Source organism: Vibrio sp. VPAP30, assembly GCF_001188205.1.
GTDB lineage: Bacteria > Pseudomonadota > Gammaproteobacteria > Enterobacterales > Vibrionaceae > Vibrio > Vibrio bivalvicida.
Window position 1 is genome coordinate 22,160 of sequence record NZ_LBLS01000018.1, and the last position, 15,858, is coordinate 38,017.

General features: G+C 45.3%; 13 protein-coding genes. 3 read left to right on the forward strand and 10 right to left on the reverse strand.

Annotation, left to right across the window (positions count from 1 at the left end; genetic code table 11):
• Positions 1-167: 167 nt before the first annotated feature.
• The 4 genes from ZX61_RS06865 to ZX61_RS06880 form a co-directional block, all read right to left on the reverse strand.
• Entirely contained in the window at positions 168-1,199 is a 1,032-nt protein-coding gene (locus tag ZX61_RS06865; protein WP_049843943.1) for an SEL1-like repeat protein, read from the reverse strand.
• A gap of 146 nt (positions 1,200-1,345) precedes the next feature.
• Positions 1,346-2,014 (reverse strand): OmpA family protein, encoded by a 669-nt coding sequence (locus tag ZX61_RS06870; RefSeq protein ID WP_049844107.1) that lies wholly within the window; start codon positions 2,012-2,014, stop codon positions 1,346-1,348.
• Positions 2,015-2,158: 144 nt separating this feature from the next.
• Positions 2,159-2,842 (reverse strand): DUF2786 domain-containing protein, encoded by a 684-nt coding sequence (locus ZX61_RS06875; RefSeq protein ID WP_049843944.1) that lies wholly within the window; start codon positions 2,840-2,842, stop codon positions 2,159-2,161.
• 168 nt (positions 2,843-3,010) lie between these two features.
• Entirely contained in the window at positions 3,011-3,694 is a 684-nt protein-coding gene (locus tag ZX61_RS06880) for a DUF3334 family protein (RefSeq protein WP_049843945.1), read from the reverse strand.
• Positions 3,695-3,898: 204 nt separating this feature from the next.
• Between ZX61_RS06880 and ydiJ the strand changes: the two genes are divergently transcribed.
• Positions 3,899-6,931, forward strand: a complete 3,033-nt coding sequence (gene ydiJ / locus ZX61_RS06885; protein WP_049843946.1) for a D-2-hydroxyglutarate dehydrogenase YdiJ — start codon at positions 3,899-3,901, stop codon at positions 6,929-6,931.
• A 65-nt stretch (positions 6,932-6,996) separates the two neighbouring features.
• A complete protein-coding gene (locus tag ZX61_RS06890; RefSeq protein WP_049843947.1) occupies positions 6,997-7,458 on the forward strand; it encodes a methyltransferase family protein in 462 nt (153 codons plus the stop codon).
• 68 nt (positions 7,459-7,526) lie between these two features.
• Here the strand turns inward: ZX61_RS06890 and hutH are convergent, their stop codons facing one another.
• The 5 genes from hutH to hutC all read right to left on the reverse strand — a co-directional run bounded on the left by hutH (position 7,527) and on the right by hutC (position 13,901).
• Positions 7,527-9,068 (reverse strand): histidine ammonia-lyase, encoded by a 1,542-nt coding sequence (hutH, locus tag ZX61_RS06895; protein WP_049843948.1) that lies wholly within the window; start codon positions 9,066-9,068, stop codon positions 7,527-7,529.
• A gap of 11 nt (positions 9,069-9,079) precedes the next feature.
• On the reverse strand, positions 9,080-10,777 hold the full coding sequence (hutU, locus tag ZX61_RS06900; protein WP_049843949.1) for a urocanate hydratase: 1,698 nt from the start codon (positions 10,775-10,777) through the stop codon (positions 9,080-9,082).
• 88 nt (positions 10,778-10,865) lie between these two features.
• A complete protein-coding gene (hutG, locus tag ZX61_RS06905; RefSeq protein WP_049843950.1) occupies positions 10,866-11,864 on the reverse strand; it encodes a formimidoylglutamase in 999 nt (332 codons plus the stop codon).
• Positions 11,857-13,074, reverse strand: a complete 1,218-nt coding sequence (hutI, locus tag ZX61_RS06910; protein WP_049843951.1) for an imidazolonepropionase — start codon at positions 13,072-13,074, stop codon at positions 11,857-11,859. The genes hutG and hutI overlap by 8 nt, the downstream gene beginning before the upstream one ends.
• A gap of 116 nt (positions 13,075-13,190) precedes the next feature.
• A complete protein-coding gene (gene hutC, locus ZX61_RS06915) occupies positions 13,191-13,901 on the reverse strand; it encodes a histidine utilization repressor (protein WP_049843952.1) in 711 nt (236 codons plus the stop codon).
• A gap of 189 nt (positions 13,902-14,090) precedes the next feature.
• Between hutC and ZX61_RS06920 the strand changes: the two genes are divergently transcribed.
• Positions 14,091-14,834, forward strand: a complete 744-nt coding sequence (locus tag ZX61_RS06920) for a sporulation protein (RefSeq protein WP_049843953.1) — start codon at positions 14,091-14,093, stop codon at positions 14,832-14,834.
• Here the strand turns inward: ZX61_RS06920 and ZX61_RS06925 are convergent.
• Positions 14,831-15,805: a DUF3187 family protein gene (locus ZX61_RS06925; RefSeq protein ID WP_049843954.1), complete on the reverse strand. Its 975-nt coding sequence runs from the start codon at positions 15,803-15,805 to the stop codon at positions 14,831-14,833. The two genes, ZX61_RS06920 and ZX61_RS06925, sit on opposite strands and share 4 nt — an antisense overlap.
• Between the last annotated feature and the right edge of the window lie 53 nt (positions 15,806-15,858).

The window sequence follows — 15,858 nt, forward strand, 5'->3', positions numbered from 1 at the left end:
TTTCTCCCCACCTTAATGTACTAGGTGTTATTTTTGGGGCGGATTATGACATGAACTACGATGGGTGGTTAACTATTTGTTACGCGTAATGGGAGGGTGATCGATTGCGTAAGCCCGTAATTAAAGACGTGTCGGAAACTGAGAATTAAACCCCAATGGAAGTGTAACTATTTGTTAACGTGTTTTAGGATGACTTTTAGCGCTTGGTTTAAGCGTTTCATTTCCTCTTCGCTACCTTTTAGATCTGGATGATACACCTTCGACAATTGCTTGTAGCGCAGTTTGATTTGTTTCTCGTCTGGAATTTTGGTTGGGTTAAACCCAAATAGGGTGCAAGCTAAAGCGATGGGCTTGTCCTGCGCAGAAGCCGGCTGCTTGGCGCTTTGTTTAGGTTGGGCTTGTAGCTTTTTAATATGCCGATACATCGCTTCCATTTGACGTTTTTGCTGTTTTAGGGTGTCATTTTTACGTCGCAGCTCTCTATCAAGTTTGAGTTGCTGCCTCTGGGCGTCTGAATCAGAGGTGCTATTCAGTGCTCTTAAAGTGCGATTGGATCGAAGCAGCCAAAATATGATTGCACTGGAAAGAACGATGATGGCCAACAAAGCGTATAAAGACGTATTTTTCGTTTGTTCATGGTGAGCCAGTGACTTGGCTTTGGGGCTTAACTCGATATCTTGGTGATCAAAGGCGACTTCTAACTGATCGATAGCGGCAACTTGCTTGGCTCTACGATTATTAAACTGTTGCTCGAGTACGCGAGCATAATCTTTTTCTGCTTGTGGGTTTTCTTTCGCCGCTTGCTCGTACCAAAGTTCGGCTAGATCGAGATTATCGGGTTGTTCTGTGGTTTGTTCGTACAGCTGGCCCAGTAGCAATGGGGCTTGCTTATCACCAGATATTGCTGCTTTGCTAAGCCAAAATATCGCGTTTTCGATGTCTATTTTTGTGCCTAGTCCTTTATAGTATGCTCGGCCTAGGTTTCCAGCTGCCGCATCACTCCCGTTGTCCGCAGCTTGCTGATACCAATAGAATGCCTCGGAATCTGACTGTTCAATACCTTGTCCTTTTGAGTATCGTTCGGCAAGCTCTAGTTGGGCATGGACATTATTGTTTCGGGCACTCTGGGTAAGCTCTTCTACTGTTTGAGCAAAACTTATCGAAGAATACGCAAGGAGTAGAAGGGGTAAGATTCGCAAATCAGCCTCTAGTTACTAAGGTAAAATGGTTGTATTTGCTAAGTATATCAATTGACCAGAAAAAATAGACAATTATTGTCGTAATTCCGCATGCCAAATAAAAAATGGCTTCCGTTGAAGCCATTTCTAGTAGAGGAGTCAATGTCCTATTTGAGGGGCAATATCTGAATTTCTACTCGTCGGTTACAAGCTCGTCCTTCGGAAGTGCTATTGCTACATAAAGGGTAGCGTTCACCATTGCCGCGAGCGACGGCGCGACCTGTTGCTACACCTTGTGAAATTAGGTATGAGCGCACCGATTCTGCACGGCGTTCTGACAAGATCTGGTTTGTGGTATCACTACCAGTGCTATCGGTATGACCATCAATCACAAGGCTAGTTTCTGGGTACTCAATCAATATACGTGCGACGCCGCGAAGGGTTTTATGAATGCTTGGATCAAGCTGATATGAGCTGGTCTGAAAACCGATGCCATTTTCTAGTCTTAGTAGCAGTTGATTCTCACCCACGCGTTCGACTTGCACACCAGAATCTAAAAGCTCTTTACGCAGTGCCGCTTCTTGTTGATCAAAGTAGTAACCAATACCACCACCAACCGCAGCACCACCCGCAGCGCCAATTAAAGCGTGCTGTCGACGCTCTTTTGCATCATCACCTGTTGCCAGTCCAACCGCTGCGCCAGCGATGGCACCGATGAGTGCACCTTGCGCTGTTGAATTGGTCTCGGTTTCACCAGTTGTTGCGTTTTGGCGTTGAGTGGCTTGGCAGCCTGAAAGGGCAATTGCGATGGCTAAAGCAGCCGTAATCTTTTTCACAATAACATCTCCGTGTATCATTGTTATTTGCCAGAGAAGAGAGTCTGGTCGTTGAATGCCATGAATAAAACCCATGGCATTCGTTATGTCAACGCAGAAAAGATTAATTGACTGAATATTAACGGTGGGTGAACAAAGCTTGCTCTATCTGAGCATTTTTGGTGCTTGAGCACCGTTGATTGGACGGTTGACAGAAACAGTGCGACCCTTTTTCAGACCGACTTCATAATCTTCGGTTAGGTTCTTCATTGCTTCTCTTAGTTGCTGCTTAAATGTTTCACGGTCGATATTTTGAAACTCTTTATCGATGTAATCATCGATCTTTTTTGCCGACTCTTCATCAGGGCTGATGATAGGTAGTTTCTCTAATGCCCCTTCAACCCAGCCAGATAAGAAAGAGTTAACACGACGAGTCACTTCAGCCGTTGGTGTGCCAGAGCCCGCAAAACCATTGCGAAAGCGGCCCGTTTGCTCGTTCATTTCTCGGTAAACAATATCAAAGGCAAACGCGGCAAAGATTGCTCGGTCGGCTTCGCCGATGAACTCAACTCGTTTTAAGCCTTTATGGTTTAGCAAAACGGCTTCGACTCCAAACTTGGTATTAATACCACGGATGATTCTTAAGATGTTTGAGCCAACATTGGCTGGTAGTAGATGCGTCGACTGGGTTTTGCCCATCTTGATAAACTCGATATCGTCTTTATCGAGGCCGTACTTCAGCATCAAGCGGTGCGCCATCTTGATTGCATTCGCCGCTTCGTTGACGTTAGCAGAGTTACCAAGCTCTAAACATTTGGCAATTTTCTTGAGGGCTTTTTGTTTATCCATCGACCGCATCAAATCTCACTAATTTAGCAAAGTCGGACATTTTACCGCTTTCAGGCTCAAAACGGAAATGAGTTGTAGTTATAAGCTGAGAATTCAAGATATTGAGAATTGACAATGCCACCGAGTGTTCGATGGCATTCTTATTGAAGTGAAAAGTTAATCGCTAAGTTAGATGCCTAGTTCGTCGAGTAGGTCGTTAGCGTTGCTGTCTTGTTTCTCTTCTTTTTTGTCGGTCTTTGCTTTCATCTTTTGTTGAGCTTGCTCCAAGATATCATCCGGGCATTCATCTTCAGTTGCTTCAAATTCTTCTAGCTGAATAAATTCGGTTTTATCCATTGCTAACTCTAGATAAAAAATGTTGCCTTGCTCTGTAGAGAAGGTTACACGACGCGCCTGAGGACGATCTAGGTTGGTGTCGACAGACAGGTTTACCTGCTTGTTCAAAGAAAGCATCTTTGGTTGGTTCTGGGTAATGTGAGTTTGAAGGTCTTTACGTACTTGGTTGGTGAAGTGACCAACCAATTGGTTCATCAGTTCGCCGAGCACATCTGCCACTTCGTCTGATGTATGCAAAACAGCAAGCTCTTCTTCAGGCATACCCATATTGCGCATGTAGTTGGTGTAGACCTCTAGGGCGGCTTTAGAGGTGAAGTTGATAACGACTAAGCCCGAAAATCCTCCATCAAATAGTACGAAACAACCAAAGTCAGGCTTTAAGCTTGTTTTGGTAATCTTTTGTACCATTGCTGAGTACGAAACTTGCGAGCTAGTTGCAGAGGTTAAAACGCCAGAAACGGACTGGCACAATTTCAAAAGAATATCTTCTGTTGTGATGACTTTATTTTTTTTCATTGATGATTCGCTCATAAGAGACACTTAAATTTAATCCAATTTCTTTAAGTGTGGGAAAAAAATGCGATAAGTTCCATTCTGACACTGCATTTCTGTTTTGATCACCCTTTTAAATGTTGTAAAGTGACCTGACTCAAATAATAGTTTTTAAACTGAAGCAAACCCACTGCTGATTGGATCAGCGTCGTAGGGGGCAGGAAGCAAATGTTACCAAGATTACATTCACAATCGGATGTGGATCCGATCGTACTCACCTTTCTCGAACAACTTAAAGCCGCTGGGTTTAGTGGTGACATCGAAAGCCAGTTTTCTAGTCGCTTAGCTGTCTCCACCGATAACAGCGTTTACCAACAGTTACCTCAAGCAGTTGTGCATCCTAAAACTACCGAAGATGTTTCACTTATAGGTAAGCTTAGTACTCAATCTCAGTTTGAACGAATCAAGTTTTCACCGCGTGGTGGTGGTACAGGCACAAACGGCCAGTCTTTAACGAAGGGCATCGTGGTTGATTTGTCTCGTCATATGAACAAGGTTCTAGAGATTAACGAGAAAGAAGGCTGGGTTAGAGTCCAAACGGGCATTATTAAAGACCAGCTCAATGATGCGGTTAGGCCATTCGGTTATTTCTTCTCGCCAGACTTGTCGACTAGTAACCGTGCGACGTTAGGCGGTATGATCAACACCGATGCCTCTGGTCAAGGGTCTCTTAAGTATGGCAAAACGTCTGATCATGTTCTTTCTCTTCAAGCGGTATTTGCCGATGGCTCATGTTTAGAATCTGACTTATCCAGTGGAATGCCTCTGGAAGGGGAGAACGCTTTTGAAGCTTTCCACGTCACCGAAAAGGTTTGCCGAGAAAAACGTCCTCAAATTGATGAAAAATTTCCGCCGTTAAACCGCTTTTTAACCGGTTATGACTTAAAGAATGCGTTGGATACCCATGCAGATAAGTTTGATTTAACGCGCGTACTTTGTGGTGCGGAAGGCTCTCTTGCTTTTATTACTGAAGCCAAACTTAATCTGACTCCAATTCCGAAAGCACGTACCTTGGTCAACGTTAAGTACAATAGCTTTGACTCTGCTCTACGTAATGCCCCCTTTATGGTTGAGGCTAATGCGTTGTCTGTTGAAACCGTCGACTCGCGAGTGCTTAATTTAGCCAAGCAAGACATTGTTTGGCATACAGTCAGTGATCTATTAACCGATGTTCCCGGCAAAGATATGCAAGGGATCAATATGGTTGAATTTGCTGGTCAAGATGTTCAGGAAGTTGAACAACAGGTTAAAGCATTGACAGATCGCCTTGAAACTATGCTTGAAAGCAGCGAAGCAGGTATTATTGGTTATCAAGTATGTAGTGATATTGCTAGTATTGGCCGTATCTACAACATGCGTAAAAAAGCAGTGGGTTTACTGGGTGCCGCCAAAGGACGCGCAAAACCTGTGGCGTTTGCAGAAGATACCTGTGTTCCACCAGAAAACCTCGCTGATTTTATTGTTGAGTTCCGCGAGCTTCTTGATGCTAAATCTCTCAATTACGGTATGTTTGGTCACGTCGATGCAGGTGTCCTTCATGTTCGACCTGCACTTGATCTGTGCGATCCAAAGCAAGAAAGCCTGATGCACGAAATCTCCGATGAGGTGGTTAAGCTGGTGGCGAAATACGGTGGCTTGATGTGGGGTGAGCACGGTAAGGGATATCGTTCCGAATACGGTCCTGAGTTTTTTGGTGAAGAGCTGTTTACCGAGCTACGCCGAGTGAAAGCGGCGTTTGATCCTCATAACAAGATGAATCCGGGTAAGATCTGTACGCCTCTAGAAAGTACCGAAGCGCTGGTGAAAGTCACCGATACTAAGCGCGGATACTTTGACCGTCAGATCGATGTTCAAGTGCGCGACAGCTTTAAGCAAGCGATGGAGTGTAACGGCAACGGCTTGTGCTTTAACTACGACACGTCATCACCAATGTGCCCTTCAATGAAGGTGACAGCAGACCGCAGGCATTCTCCAAAAGGCCGTGCTGGTTTAGTTCGAGAATGGTTACGTCAGTTAACAGAGCAGGGGATCGATATCCTTGACCTAGAAAAGCAGGTGCTTGAAGGAAGCGCTTCAATCAAAACCATGATTGAACGAGTGCGCAACAACATAAACAAGCGACATGAGTATGACTTCTCTCATGAAGTCTATGAAGCGATGAACGGTTGTTTAGCCTGCAAAGCGTGTGCAAGTCAGTGTCCAATTAAAGTGGATGTGCCTAGCTTCCGTTCGCGATTTTTAAATATCTATTACTCGCGTTATCAGCGTCCTGCTAAAGATTACTTGGTCGCTAATATAGAGTCTCTGTTGCCTATATTGGCAAAAGCACCCAAATTGGTTAATGGTGCGTTGAAGCAAAGGTGGGTTCAAGATTTAACTGCAAAATCAGTCGGTTACGTGGATTCTCCTTTACTTTCAGTACCCACGCTCTCTAAAAGACTGTCGTCACTTAAGTCATTTGATCTGCAAGATCTTGCTGCGTTGTCAAAAGAAGACAAAGCCGATCATGTCGTGATTGTTCAAGACCCGTTTACCAGTTACTACGATGCCCAAGTTGTCGAAGATTTTGCCTCTTTGGTTACTAAACTCGGGAAGACGCCCGTATTACTTCCATTTAAACCCAATGGCAAAGCCCAGCACATTAAAGGCTTCTTAAAACAGTTTGCTGTTAATGCGAAAAGTACCGCTGCCTTTTTACAGCAGGTAGCTGATATCGGTATCCCGTTAGTAGGTGTAGACCCTGCATTAGTGCTCTGCTATCGCGATGAATACCAAGAAGTGTTGGGTGATAAGCGCGGTGATTTCCAAGTCCTCACTGTTCATGAATGGCTTGGACCTAAGTTGAGTGAATTGGATAAACAGCCGCCAAATGGTCAAGAACCTTGGTATCTATTTGCTCATTGTACCGAAAAAACCAAGATGCCAAATGCCGAGAAAGAGTGGGGGGCGATATTTGCTCACTTTGGCGCAAGGCTAGATACGGTACCTGTGGGTTGTTGTGGTATGGCAGGAACTTTCGGTCATGAAGTCGATAAGCTGCAAATGTCGAAAGATATATATGGCCTTAGCTGGAAGCCTAGTTTACAAGACTTGCCCAAAGAGCGTTGCTTGATTACTGGTTACTCATGCCGAAGCCAAGTAAAGCGCTTTGAAGAGGTCAAAGTGAAACACCCACTGCAAGCTTTGCTGCAGATAGTCTAAAATTAATAGCTCAGTCCAATTGGCTGAGCTATTTTATTTGTAGCGCTACAAATCGAGGAAGACTAATGGATATGCTTGAAAGGAAGATCCCCCCTGTTGCTCTGTTTTTGCTGTTCTTTGTGGTGATTAATCATATCAGTCATGAGTTTCTGGTCTTTAAAGTCGGTTTGCCCTTCAATTCAATTATTTTCGGATTGTGTTTTTTAGCCGCAGGCATTGCGGGATTAGGCGGGGTGTATGAGTTTAAGCGAGCGAAAACCACAGTGAATCCGATCAAGGTAGAAACGGCCTCTTCCGTGGTTGATTCGGGAATCTTTGGCTACAGCCGCAACCCGATGTACCTCGGTTTGTTTCTTCTGCTGTTTGGTTTTGCTTACTGGCAAAAAAATTTGGCGGCAATTGTCTTTAGCTATGGTTTTGTCTTGTATATGAATCGTTTTCAAATCCTGCCTGAGGAACGCGCATTAGAAACACTATTTGGCGCCGAGTATTTAGATTATAAACAGCGAGTTAGGCGTTGGATATAATGCCTATACAAACAAAAAGCCCTACTCATTGAGTGAAATGAGTAGGGCTTTCGCTTATATAACGGTGATTAGTTTACAGTTAAGCTAGGTAGAATTGCCTCTGGCATTAGGTGATTGTGCACCGCGAGTTTTAGAAGCGCGTTGGCAGCTTCAATGTCTGGTGCGAAGTAGCGGTCTTTATCGTAGAACGTTACTTTTTCACGCAGAATCTGCTTTGCTTCTTCAATGCGAGCAGAAGACTTATTTGGCGCTCTGAAATCTAACCCTTGAGCGGCCGACAAGTACTCGACAGCCAAGATGCCACGGGTGTTCTCTGCCATGTCACGTAAGCGTCGGCCTGCAAAGGTTGCCATCGAAACATGATCTTCTTGGTTTGCTGAGGTAGGTACGCTATCAACAGAGGCTGGGTGTGCCAGCGTCTTGTTTTCACTCGCTAGTGCCGCAGAAGTCACCTGCGCAATCATAAAGCCAGAGTTTACGCCGCCATTGTCTACTAAGAATGGTGGAAGTTTGCTCAACGCACTATCAATCAGCAGAGCCATGCGACGCTCTGACAAGCTGCCTACTTCTGCAATCGCGAGAGCGAGATTATCTGCAGCCATAGCAACAGGTTCGGCGTGGAAGTTACCTCCCGAGATAATGTCGCCATCTTCCGCAAATACTAATGGGTTATCAGAAACGGAGTTAGCTTCAACTTGCAAAATATCAGCAGCGTTACGGATCTGCTGCAAGCAAGCGCCCATGACCTGAGGCTGACAACGAAGTGAGTATGGATCTTGAACTTTCTCACAGGCGGTGTGAGACTGGCCAATTTCACTATTCACATCAAGCAGGTGGCGATAAGCGGTTGCTGCATCCATTTGCCCTCGATGGCCGCGAACGCGATGAATACGTGGGTCAAATGGACGACGGCTGCCTAAAGCTGCTTCAACAGACATCGCGCCACACACAGTGGCTGAGGCAAACAAGTCTTCCGCTGCGAACAGGCCTTCTAAAGCGAAAGCAGTGGATGCTTGAGTACCATTGAGAAGGGCTAGACCCTCCTTAGGAGCAAGTGTGATAGGCTCTAATCCTGCAATTTTAAGCGCTTCAATACCTGAGATAATTTTACCATTGTGACGAGCTTGCCCCTCACCAAGCAACACCGTGCTCATATGGGCGAGTGGCGCCAAGTCACCTGAAGCACCGACTGAGCCTTTTTGTGGCACACAAGGGTAAACTTGTGAGTTAACTAAGTCGATCAATGCTTGGATGACTTTCAAACGGATACCTGAGTAACCGCGAGACAAGCTATTGATTTTCAGCACCATCATCAGTCTGACGGTTTCATCAGACATAAACTTGCCGATGCCTGCTGCATGAGAAAGGACGATACTCTTTTGCAGTGTTTCCAAATCTTCTGGTGCAATGCGAGTGTTTGCCAACAAACCAAAACCCGTATTAATGCCGTAGACAGTGCGATCTTCAGCGATCACTTGCTCTACGACTTGAGTACTCTGCTCAATCGCCGGAAATGCTTCTGGGTCTAACGCTAGATTGATCGGTGAGCGACTCACTTGGCGCAGTACAGAAAGGCTAAGCTGCCCCGGTTGTAAGGTTAAGTTTAACATCTTCATAATCCTTATTTCAGCTTACGCAGTTCTTCGTTGAGCATTGGCAGGTCAAGTTTCTGTTCAGAGGCACACTGTTTAGCAATGTCGTAGCCTGCATCAGCATGGCGCATAACACCAGTGGCAGGGTCATTGTGCAGAACACGTGCAATGCGTTCAGATGCATCTTGGCTGCCATCACAACAGATCACCATACCAGAGTGCTGAGAGAAGCCCATACCGACACCGCCACCGTGGTGCAGTGATACCCAGGTGGCACCGCCTGCTGTGTTTAGCAGGGCATTTAGTAGCGGCCAGTCAGATACTGCATCTGAGCCATCCATCATGCCTTCGGTTTCACGGTTAGGGCTGGCAACCGAGCCTGAATCTAGGTGGTCACGGCCAATGACAACTGGCGCTTTTAGCTCACCGTTTTTCACCATCTCATTGAATGCTTGGCCTAGACGCTCGCGATCTTTCAGACCAACCCAGCAAATACGTGCAGGGAGCCCTTGGAACTGAATACGCTCACGTGCCATATCAAGCCAGTTGTGTAGATGCGGGTTATCTGGAATTAGCTCCTTTACTTTTTGGTCTGTCTTGTAAATATCTTCAGGATCACCAGACAGTGCTGCCCAGCGGAACGGACCAATACCTTCGCAGAACAACGGGCGGATATATGCCGGCACGAAACCTGGGAAGTCAAATGCGTTTTCCACGCCTTTCTCTAAAGCCATTTGGCGAATGTTATTACCATAATCTAGAGTTGCTGCACCACGGTTTTGCAGAGTCAACATAGCTTTAACTTGAATAGCCATCGACTCTTTCGCTGCGTCGACAACCATCGCTTCGTCTTTGAGGCGCATTTCTGCGGCATGCTCCATAGACCAACCGATAGGTAAGTAGCCGTTTAGTGGGTCGTGCGCAGAGGTTTGATCCGTGACGACATCTGGCGTGATATTGCGTTCTACTAATTCTGGGAATACATCTGCTGCGTTGCCTAGTAGACCAACAGATACTGGTGTTTCTGATTCATAGATGATCGCCAGTGCTTCGTCTAGACTTGTGGCTTTTTTATCGACATAACCTGTGCGCAAACGGTAATCGATACGCGACTCATCACACTCTACAGCGATCATTGAGAAACCCGCCATAGTTGCAGCCAGAGGCTGAGCGCCACCCATGCCACCAAGACCCCCAGTTAACACCCAGCGACCTTTTGCTTCGCCGTCGAAGTGCTTCTTAGCAACAGAAACAAAAGTCTCGTAAGTGCCTTGAACAATGCCCTGAGAGCCAATGTAGATCCAACTGCCTGCCGTCATCTGGCCGTACATCATCAAACCTTCTTTGTCGAGCTGATTGAAGTGCTCCCAGTTTGCCCAGTGAGGAACGAGGTTCGAGTTGGCAATTAAAACTCGTGGTGCGTTCTTGTGAGTTGGGAAAACACCGACAGGTTTACCAGACTGCACAAGTAGGGTTTGGTCATCTTCCAATCTTTCCAAGACTTCAATGATTTTGTCATAGCACTCCCAATTACGTGCTGCGCGACCAATACCACCATACACAACCAAAGCGTGAGGATGTTCTGCAACATCAGGATCTAGGTTGTTCATCAGCATACGAAGTGGTGCTTCTGTGAGCCAAGATTTTGCTCTCAATTCCGAGCCGTGTGGGGCGCGAATAGTTCTACTTGTATCGAGGCGCATCTCTTCAACTTGGCGCTGTGTCATGGTAAGACTCCTTTTGGTTCACGTTATCCAGACAAACGTGGGGCTAGGGCGCTTTCTAGCACCCATAAATGCCACCGTTTCTGGTTAGTTATTTTTCGGAGAAAGCGTTCGCAATATCCCAACAAAGTCGAGCGGCCAAACGAGCGGTCTGGCTGTCAACGTCATAAGTAGGGTTGTATTCTGCGATATCTGCAATCACCAGTTTTTGTTTGTAATGTAAGATTCTGTCGATAAAAGGAGCAAGCATATCCATACTGACTCCTCTCGCGGCCGGAGCACTCACGCCCGGAGCGGTTGCAGCAGGAAACACATCTAAATCAATAGTGAGATAAATGTAGTCACACTTGTCGATAAAGTGCTGCAATTGTGTAAGGTGGTAAACATGATTTAAGTGCGCTAGGTCTTTGTCTTCAATGTACCAAACACCCAACTCATCTGCGCGCTGGAATAGGGCTTCGGTATTGCTGGCTCGGCTGACACCTAGGCAAGCGTAGTGAAACGGCCAATCTTTCTTCACGCAGTAATGTTGTATTTGGTTGAAGGGCGTGCCAGAGCTAGGTTTTATGTCTGTGTGTTCACATTCAAATGCTCTTAAATCAAAATGAGCATCGAAGTTGATAATACCAATCTTAGGTGGTTTAGCAGGATTGAGGTATTCGAAGTACTCAGCAAGGCCTTGAAACGATGCCCAAGCGACTTCATGACCACCACCAAGAATGATGACAGGTGTAGATTTTAGTGCGGTAGCAATCACGTCGGCACAGTGTGATTGGCTTTGCTCCAACTGGTCATCGTCGCAAACCACATTACCGAGATCGATCAATGCGCTTTCTCTGTGCCATGCCATGTTAGCAAGAGCACGACGAATCAGATCCGGTGCCCTTTTGGCACCAACACGGCCTTTGTTACGAACGACACCAGCATCGCAACAAAAACCAAGTATGCTAACGGCATTACGGTAAGGTTGAAGCTCATCCACTTGAATTTGTTTGATTACATGATGGACACGTTTACCTTGTGATCCATCCTCAGCGTCGTGGCGACCTTGCCAATGAAACTCTTGATTAGTGGTTAAATGATTAGACATGATCGAGCTCTCCAGTAACAAGGCGAGCTGATAAACGAGGCGCACCTTGCAAATAGCTAAACTCGGCTGGGTGAGCCACATCCCATATAGCGAGATCAGCATCAAAACCTGGTTTGATTTGACCTCTGCTTTCACCATAGCCGAGGGCTTGAGCTGCGTGATTGGTTACGCCACGTAAGGTTTCTTCCGGTGTTAAACCAAATAACATGCAACCCATATTCATCATCATAGTCAAATCTGCGAATGGTGACGTGCCAGGGTTCAAATCAGTGGCGATTGCCATCGGTACTTTATGTTTGCGAAGTAAATCTATAGGTGGCAATTGTGTCTCTTTTAGAAAGTAAAATGCACCCGGTAGAAGGGTTGCCACAGTGTTGGATTGAGCCAAAGCTTCAACACCACTCTCGTCTAAAAACTCAATATGATCGGCTGATAAGCCAGAATATTTTGCTGTTAATGCTGTGCCACCAAGGTTTGACAACTGCTCTGTGTGCCCTTTAATTGCGAGTCCATTTTCAATCGCTGCTTGGTACACTTTCTCTGTTTGAGCGAGGTTGAAACCAATCGACTCACAAAAAACGTCTACGCTGGTCGCTAGCTCCTCTTCGGCGGCAGCAGGAATAATTTCCTGACAGATAAAGTCAATATAATCGTCTGCACGCCCCGAGTACTCGGGTGGGAGAGCATGTGCAGCGAGTAAAGTCGTAGAAACACGAATTTTTCTGTGCTCTTCTAACGCTTTTGCTGCTCGAAGCATTTTTAGTTCGTCATTTAGTGTCAACCCATAGCCTGATTTAACCTCAACCGAGGTTACGCCAGATTGAATCAGACCATCTAAACGTGGCAGTGCTAATTCTGTTAACTGTTGTTCACTAGCTTGACGTGTTGCGCGAACAGTAGAAAGAATGCCGCCACCTTGTTTGGCTATCTCCTGATACGGCACACCTTGCAAACGTTTTTCAAATTCGTCAGCACGGCTGCCCGCGAAGACAAGGTGGGTATGGCAATCAATAAAACCGGGTGTGACAAGTTTGCCTTTGCAGTCGAAATAGCGATTAGACGAGGTTGTTTCACGATCTATGGATTCTTGAGTAATTGATTGAATCAGTCCGTTTTTGATGGAAATGTTGCAAAGTGGCGAAATCGCATAGCCACCCACGTCGTGTGTCATCGTGACTAGCTTTGCATTTACCAATACCAAATCGCTCATAAGGCTCAAAATCCGTACTAAAAATTAAATGTATATACAAATATTGATTCAAGTATAGATTTTGATCAAGCGTAATGTTGCGAAAATGTGATCGGTAAAAAGTATGTAATGCCATATCAGAGAAGAACCTTAGAGCTTAATTTGTACCGAGCCCCAGGGTGGTAGAGTAATGCCGTACTGACGAGCTTATCTTCACTCCATGTGCGTCGGTTAAGAAGTAAGCACGGTTCATTGACGCCGATACGAAGTGCCGAGCGAACCGATTCATCAGCGACGATCGCTTCGACGGTATGTTCAATTGCACTTAAAGGGCAGTTTTCTGAAAGATACTGGTTCGGGGTGATTTCTGAAAAGTCTTGATCTAGATAGTTAGGAGCGTAGTTCGCATTGACCCAGCGAATTTCAAGTTGAATCGGCGACTTGTCTTCAAAGTGAATGATTTCACTATAAAAAATAGGGCTACCTAACATGACACCTAACTTCATGGCGACATTATCATCTGCAGATAGCGCTACTTGCGTTACAACTTTACTGCTGTAAGCTTTACCCCGTTGTTCGACCTCTTTAGCGATATTTCGAATATCGAGTAGTGGAGATTCTGCTTTATCGTCTGGAGCACAAACGAATGTGCCTAGGCGTGGTCGTCTTACCAGCCTTCCTTCAGAAACCAGATCACGGATCGCTTTATTTACCGTCATCCGACTGACATTAAACTGTTTGGTTAGCTCTAACTCTGTAGTAATTCGGTGACCGATAGGCCAGATCCCTTGCTCGATTTGCTCAGTAATGTAGGTTTTGATTTGCAGGTAGAGAGGCGAATTACTCATAGGGATCTGATTCTTAAATTGACTATACAAATGGTTATACATTTATTATATAAATGCAAGAAATTAAGTGGTAATGAGCTTCAAATTGGAGTATTTCGCACGTTTTCTCTGTGAGTATTCAACATAGGGCTTGCCAAATACATCGCAGTAAGCAAAATCATCACTGCAATAGAATCATAAGGATAAAGTATGTTTGGAAAGTTAAAAGCTTCATTGGGAATTGGTGCAGCGAAGGTAGATACAGTGCTAGAAAGCTTGTCTGTTTTTCAAGGTGAAACACTAAGAGGCAACGTCCATATTCAAGGTGGTGATGTCGAACAACAGATTGACGCAATTAATCTAAAGTTGTGTACTGAAATGAAGGTTGAGAGCGATGAAAGTACCAGCTACCAAGATTTTGTCTTGGCTAAGCTTGAAGCTGTCCAACCATTTGTTATCCAACCGAATGAAACCAAACAGGTTCCGTTCGAGCTGAGTTTAGATGATGAAACGCCGATTACGGCTCTAAACGCTGCTAAAAATCAGTGTCACGTTTGGTTAGAAACGACGTTAGATATTGATTTCGCCATTGACCCTAAAGATCGAGACTTTGTTGAAGTGAAACCTCTACCTGTGGTCGCTAAGGTATTATCTGCAATTGAACAAGCGGGATTTGGTATGGTGAAAGCTGATGTGGAAAAGGGCTTTCTACGCGGTGGTAACTTTTCTTCTAAGTCGGGGTGTTACCAGGAAATTGAGTTTCGTAACAATGGCTTTGTCAATAAGAAAGAGATTGAGCTTTCGTTTGTGCTTGAAGGGGGATTGGTGCACTGCTTGGCTGAGGTTGATCGTTCGTTGAGTATGCGTGGCGACCAGTACATTTCTTTCTCGCTGAATCAAAATGCTTCAGATACAGAGATTGCTTCAGCGGTCAATCGCATTCTTTCGGTTTAGGCACTGGCGCCAAAACGATAGCGATACGCAACGCCAATAGCGATATCGGTACTATTGTCAGCGTGAAACATGTTTTCGACTAGTGTGATTTCGATGGCGCTGTTTTGTAACGTGTAGCGATAGCCATAGGTAAACTCGGTGGAGGGTTTAGAAAACTCTCCGCCATCATCTATTAGCCCTTGATGTGTCGCCAGTTGAGCGATTAAAGTGTGGTTTTCGAACCACTGGTAACGGTAGCTTAACCCCAGAGTCCAGGTAGTGCTACGATAGGGCATATGTGTAAAGTCGGTGGGCGTATCTCTGATGGTTATTGCAGCCGTCGTATCAAGAGCATGTTTATCTTCAACATAGCCATAATTAATTTGTACACTTTGCTCAAATCTCGAACCGCTAAATAGACCATTACTGGTGTCGTTGTAATAGAGTGAAGCACCAAATGATAGCCCGTGGTGGTCATCGGCAAAAGCTTGATACTGGATATAGCCTGTTAACGCGCTGCTTAACGTCTCTCCCCTAAATCCTTCTTCCTGAACACCATAGCTAGGCATATCGATAACAAACCTATGTCGATCGACATCTTCACGTCCATTTTGGTCAATACCAACGAATTCATGAAACGCCATCGTCGGTTTATCTAGGTGATTGTTGGCTGCGAAATTCCAACGATATTGTAGATCAACTTGCCAACTTGAATCGAGCTGCCATTTACTGCCAATGGCGAGTTGGTTTTGGTAATAATCGAGTTCATAAGTGGCGGTGATCGCCCAGACACTAGCAATGGTACCAGACATGTACACTTCCTGTTCTTCAGGATCTAAAGAGAAGCCAGAACGTAACTGAGGGGAGTGAACATTGGTATGGAGAGGGGATTGAGTATAGCTTTGTAGTGGGCCGTAGCCGTCAGCTGCAAGGGCACAGCGGAGAGGTAGAAATAATACTAAGTAGCTCAATAGCCAAAGCTTTCCTCTCATGGTTGCCCCCAACTTTTTTATTATCTATTTGATAACAATAGTTTAAGAGGAAG

Coding starts and splice junctions, on each gene's coding strand:
- ydiJ (WP_049843946.1), top strand. CDS start 3,899: ATGTTACCAAGATTACATTCACAATCGGATGTGGATCCGATCGTACTC.
- hutG (WP_049843950.1), bottom strand. CDS start 11,864: ATGTCTAATCATTTAACCACTAATCAAGAGTTTCATTGGCAAGGTCGC.
- hutC (WP_049843952.1), bottom strand. CDS start 13,901: ATGAGTAATTCGCCTCTCTACCTGCAAATCAAAACCTACATTACTGAG.
- ZX61_RS06925 (WP_049843954.1), bottom strand. CDS start 15,805: ATGAGAGGAAAGCTTTGGCTATTGAGCTACTTAGTATTATTTCTACCT.
- ZX61_RS06880 (WP_049843945.1), bottom strand. CDS start 3,694: ATGAAAAAAAATAAAGTCATCACAACAGAAGATATTCTTTTGAAATTG.
- ZX61_RS06875 (WP_049843944.1), bottom strand. CDS start 2,842: ATGGATAAACAAAAAGCCCTCAAGAAAATTGCCAAATGTTTAGAGCTT.
- hutI (WP_049843951.1), bottom strand. CDS start 13,074: ATGAGCGATTTGGTATTGGTAAATGCAAAGCTAGTCACGATGACACAC.
- hutH (WP_049843948.1), bottom strand. CDS start 9,068: ATGTTAAACTTAACCTTACAACCGGGGCAGCTTAGCCTTTCTGTACTG.
- hutU (WP_049843949.1), bottom strand. CDS start 10,777: ATGACACAGCGCCAAGTTGAAGAGATGCGCCTCGATACAAGTAGAACT.
- ZX61_RS06920 (WP_049843953.1), top strand. CDS start 14,091: ATGTTTGGAAAGTTAAAAGCTTCATTGGGAATTGGTGCAGCGAAGGTA.
- ZX61_RS06890 (WP_049843947.1), top strand. CDS start 6,997: ATGGATATGCTTGAAAGGAAGATCCCCCCTGTTGCTCTGTTTTTGCTG.